6 protein-coding genes and 1 pseudogene are annotated in these 4551 nt (G+C 61.6%); 4 read left to right on the forward strand and 3 right to left on the reverse strand.

Features of this window, described 5'->3' with window-relative positions:
• Positions 1–130: 130 nt before the first annotated feature.
• Together IVA95_RS08440 and IVA95_RS08445 are read right to left on the reverse strand one after the other, a co-directional pair.
• A complete protein-coding gene (locus IVA95_RS08440; RefSeq protein ID WP_247510101.1) occupies positions 131–289 on the reverse strand; it encodes a hypothetical protein in 159 nt (52 codons plus the stop codon).
• Between the two features lie 64 nt (positions 290–353).
• On the reverse strand, positions 354–938 hold the full coding sequence (locus IVA95_RS08445) for a helix-turn-helix domain-containing protein (RefSeq protein ID WP_247510102.1): 585 nt from the start codon (positions 936–938) through the stop codon (positions 354–356).
• Positions 939–1206: 268 nt separating this feature from the next.
• On the opposite strand from IVA95_RS08445, the gene IVA95_RS08450 reads away from it, so the two are divergent.
• From IVA95_RS08450 to IVA95_RS08465, 4 genes are all read left to right on the forward strand, one after another.
• Positions 1207–2130 carry a tripartite tricarboxylate transporter substrate binding protein gene (locus IVA95_RS08450; RefSeq protein WP_247510103.1) on the forward strand — a complete coding sequence of 308 codons (924 nt, stop codon included), beginning with the start codon at positions 1207–1209 and terminating at the stop codon, positions 2128–2130.
• Between the two features lie 65 nt (positions 2131–2195).
• Positions 2196–2516 carry a hypothetical protein gene (locus tag IVA95_RS08455; RefSeq protein ID WP_247510104.1) on the forward strand — a complete coding sequence of 107 codons (321 nt, stop codon included), beginning with the start codon at positions 2196–2198 and terminating at the stop codon, positions 2514–2516.
• Positions 2500–3525, forward strand: coding sequence for an FAD-dependent monooxygenase (locus IVA95_RS08460; protein ID WP_256470173.1), 1026 nt, complete (start codon positions 2500–2502; stop codon positions 3523–3525). Before IVA95_RS08455 ends, IVA95_RS08460 begins: the two co-directional genes overlap by 17 nt.
• Entirely contained in the window at positions 3522–3713 is a 192-nt protein-coding gene (locus IVA95_RS08465; RefSeq protein ID WP_247510106.1) for a hypothetical protein, read from the forward strand. The genes IVA95_RS08460 and IVA95_RS08465 overlap by 4 nt, the downstream gene beginning before the upstream one ends.
• Before the next feature lie 596 nt (positions 3714–4309).
• On the opposite strand, the pseudogene IVA95_RS08470 reads toward IVA95_RS08465, so the two are convergent.
• Positions 4310–4551: pseudogene (locus tag IVA95_RS08470) on the reverse strand (IS110 family transposase); the annotation flags it as partial.

Consider the following 4551-nt stretch of genomic DNA (forward strand, 5'->3'; position numbering starts at 1 on the left):
TGGCCCTGAGCTGAAGAAGCTCGAAGTCTCCCGCACGTCCGCTGTGACGGCTAGACCGGACCTCTCATCGCACCGCTTCCTACCGCCGCTTGTGACCCAAAGCCGACCCCGCCATATACACGTTGGGGAATTAGCTACCTTGCGGTCTCTGCAGTGAGCCCACGATCTCACGCGCGGCGTCCTGCAGATCGGCAAGGTGCCGGGCGGCGAAGTCCTCTACGGTGAACGCCGTCCTGATCCAGCGAAAATTGATCGAGCCATGAACACGCCGGCCGTCGAACAGCGCCACGGCAATTGCGGCTGCCCCATCATCAACCGGCGTTCCTCCGTATGGACCAGACACATGGCTTGGGTCACGTGTGGCGTAACCTCTGTGGCACCTCACTGAGAATTCGCTCTAGCTTCCTCGGGTCGCGCGCGAGCCAATCCTCGGGGTTGTTGGATTTCCGGAGTGTGCGCAAAGTTACCTCCCGTTCCTTCTCCGGACACCAGGCGAGATAAGCACGCCCAACCCCCGTCATCAGCCACCCCACCCGGACGCCAACCCGCTCGTCCCGCCGCAGGAGCACGAGCGGACTGTGCGCGACACTCGTTTCGCGTCTTTCCATGAAGCCGCCGGCCGGCACGAAAAGATCGGACGGCCACTTCACCTTCTGACACAGCCGGGCTAGGACGGGTGCCGCAGCCTCGGCCACGCGGTCGTGCCGGTCCCGCTTTCGCGCCACGTCCGTGAAAGCGCTGAGCCGGTAACGACCGTCGGCAAGACGGCGCGCGACCACACCCGCCTGCTCCAGCGTGTTGAGGATGCGCAGCAGGCTGGGCTTGGATATCGCGGTTGCGCGATGGATATCGTGCAGCGACGAAATCGGCTCTGAGTGAAGGAATCTAAGGACTTGTAGTCCTCGCTCCAATCCTCTGATTGTTTCGACCCTTGGCACCGTCAATTTTCTCCGCGTCGAATTCAGCCATTCTTCCCCTTCCGCTCCGCGGAGTCCAGCATTCCGCTAACCGGAACGCAACGTTCCGCTCCACGGAATCGACTCCGATTTTGGTGGTTTCTTACATAACCAAGGCCGATCCTTCGCGAGCGGGACATCCGAAGGCAGCAAATGCTGCGCACCGATGACGAGGGTCAGAATGGCAGCGCAAACAATTCGTGGAATCCGTTGGTGGGGTCGCCTCTTGCTGGTAATGAGCCTGGGAGCGATGGCCCAACCGGCGCTCGCGCAATCCTACCCGTCCAGCACGATCCGCATCATCGTCGGAGGCGGGGCTGGCGCGCCGCCGGACATCATCACGCGCATTGTCGCCAACGAGCTTGCGCAGAGCGAAGGCTGGCGGATTGTCGTTGAGAACAAGCCTGGGGCCGCCGGGACGGTTGCGGCCGGCGAGGTCCTCAGGCAACCGGCGGATGGCTATTCCATCCTGGCCTTCACATTGGGCGCCTCGGCATCTCCCGCACTTCTGCCGAACGTAGCCTTTCGTCATGACACCGATTTTGCTCCGGTCATCAAGGTCATGACCGCTCATCATGTTCTGGTTGCGAATCCGTCAGTGCCCGCCAAGTCGATGAAGGAGCTTGTCGCCTTGCTGAAAAGCCAGCCCGATAAGCTCACGTTCTCGTCAGGCGGGATGGGTACGCCAGCCCATCTCGTGGGGGAACAGTTCAGGCTTCAAACCGGGGTGCGCGTGACCCACGTCCCGTACCGAGCCTTGCCGCAAGCGATCGGGGATCTCATCAATGGCACCAACCACTATCAGTTCATCACCCCGCTGCCTGTTCTGGACCTGATTGCCTCCGGCAAGCTCCGAGCGCTTGCCGTCACGGCGCCGACGCGCATGGCAGCCCTGAAGAACGTTCCGACCGTCGTCGAGGAGGGATTCCCGGAGCTCGTGATTGCGGACTGGATCAGTTTCGTGGTGAAGAGCGGCACGCCAGACGCCATCATCGCTACGCTGAACGAGGCAATCAACAAGGCCTTGGCGAAGGCGAGCGTTCGCGAGGCGTTCGCGAAGATCGCAGCGGAGCCCGCCGGCGGCACGCCCGGCGAGTTCGGCGCACACATCAAGTCGCAGATGGCGCACTGGAGCAAGGTCATTAATGATGCGGGGATCAAGTTGCCCGAGTGACCGTCGAACAGACGGCAAGGTCTCAATCTATATTCAGATTCTGGCTGAAGACACCAGAGGATCCCATGTGGGATAACGATGCCGGCATGCGGGAGTTTCGGGCTTTCATGAAGGAGCGGGCATCGAACGACGATATTGAGGAATCAATTTTCCCGTATGCGACCGCTCAGATGATGGTCGAGGTGCTGAGGAAGTGCGGCGACGACCTATCGCGGGAAAATCTCATCAGGCAGGCCACCAACATTCAAGGGCTCCAGCTGCCGACGTTTCTGCCCGGTCTGACGATCAACGTGACCCCATCGGACCGGATCGGCTGGAGAAAGGCCCGGATGGCGCGTTTCGACGGCACCAGATGGGTGCTGCTCGATGATGTCGTTGGCAATTGACGATCGCTCTCGCGAACCAAGACGTTCGATATATGGGTTGGGCAATGACCGACAGACTGAATATCGCGATCGTCGGCGGGGGGTCGGCGGATTTTCTGCGGCGCTCGCTCTGGGCCCGCGGGGTATGAACGTCGCCGTCTTCGAAGGCGCCGAGTCGCCACGAGAGGCAGGGGCCGGACTATCCATCCCTCCTAATGCACTGGTCTTGCTCAAACGCACCTCACTTTGCGACGATGTCGAGAAGATCACCACGAGGAGCCAGGGTCTCACGCTGCGAACATCGCGGGGAGAGCATGTCTCGAGGCCGGGTGCGCCCACGCTGCAGAGCTATCAGATTCACCGCGTCGAGCTGCTCGAGATGCTGCTTGGTATGGTGAAAGGCCCCGTCTGGTTCGGACATCGCTGTATGGCCGTCGAAGATAGGCAAAGCGGAGCGCGACTGACCTTTGCCAATGGCGCTGTCTACGATGCGGACGTGGTCGTCGGTGCAGATGGCATCCATTCGGTGGTCCAGCGCCAGATCGGCCTGACAGCGCACCCGACCAGCGAAGGCATCGTGGCTTATCGCGGGTTGGTACAATCGCAAAAGCTCTCATGGGGCGCGGAGCTGCGCGGCCTGAACATGTGGATGGGCGAGGGTCGCAGCTTCATCTGCTTTCCGGTGTCACAGGGACGACTGATCAACATCGTCGCGTTCGTCCCCAGCATGTGCGACATGGAGGAGACCTGGTCCGCGCCGGGCGACGTCAGGGCGCTCGCAGCCGAGTACGAGGGCTGGGATGCGCCGGTCCGAGAGTTGATTGCGGCGCTCGACCATACGTTTCGCTGGGGCATCTACGATCGGCCGCCATTGCCATATTGGTCGCGCGCACATGTGACGCTTCTCGGCGACGCTGCCCATCCGATGGTGCCGCATTTTGGACAAGCGCCGGGCAAGCCATCGAGGATGGCTTTGCGCTTGCCGTTCTGCTGGAACACGCCAAACGCGACGAGATTCCGGCACGCTTGAAGGCTTATCAGGACCTGAGATTCGAGCGGACCAGCCGCGTGCAGGCAGCCTCGCGCCTGGCCGGTCGGTTCTACCGATCTGCTGGCAGCGATCCGGCCGAACAGGCGCAGAGGTTGCAAGCCTGGATGTCGGCGGCGCAATGGATATTTCCTTACGACGCGGAGAAGGCTGCTTTGGCACTCCTGTAGTCCGGCGAAAAGACTTCCTCATGGAGCCGTGAACAACAAAGATGCTGTGGACGTCCGCTTATGGCCCCAAGCCGACCAACTTCGTCGCTTGCGGCCGGTCTGGTATTGAGGGCAGTCCGGACTTCGCATCAGCGATCCTTCTGCCGCTTGTGACCCGAATGTATGGTCCGGCCGTGCGGTGCAAGAAGATTTCGACGATCCGGTAGATGCGGTCTTGCATCAATGTATCCGGCCTCTGCTTGGAGCGCAGTGCTCCGGGCCATCATGGATATCAGCGCGCATGTGATCTGGTTAGCGGACAGGCCTCGACCGGGCCATTTGGGTCACCAGTGTTCGCATGCGCCGGGAAGACCGATTCTCCATCGTCGTCTCATCTTCTCGCAGACCTCGGCGGGTAAGGGGTGTTGTTACGTCATCGATAGCTCCTCACTTCGCGCTGTTCCTTTGTTTGTGCCTGGCGGTCGTTCCTTCGTCCCGGCCTGCGCGCGCAGACGCGCCGCGCGCAAGGGGTCGTCAAGGCCGGCCGTCGTGCTGTCCTGACGTCTTGCTCTCTGCTGCCAGGCTGCGCCTTGACGGCCCCGCGCACGGCGCGAGGGTCAAGCAGGTTGGGACGCTGTCTCCTCCGTCTTGACGCTCGCGAAGGCGCGTCCCTTGTTGAGGACCGCCCAGGCAATTCGGGCGAGTTTGTTAGCGAGCGCAATCGCCAGCACGTTGTGATGCAATCGTTTCTTGGCGGCTCGGATCCAAGAGTTGAGGCCATAGCGCTCCCAACACCTGATCTTGACCAGCACAACCCAAGCGGCTTGCACGAACAGCGCGCGCAGGTAGCGATTGCCGT

Source organism: Bradyrhizobium sp. 157, from assembly GCF_023073815.1.
GTDB lineage: Bacteria > Pseudomonadota > Alphaproteobacteria > Rhizobiales > Xanthobacteraceae > Bradyrhizobium.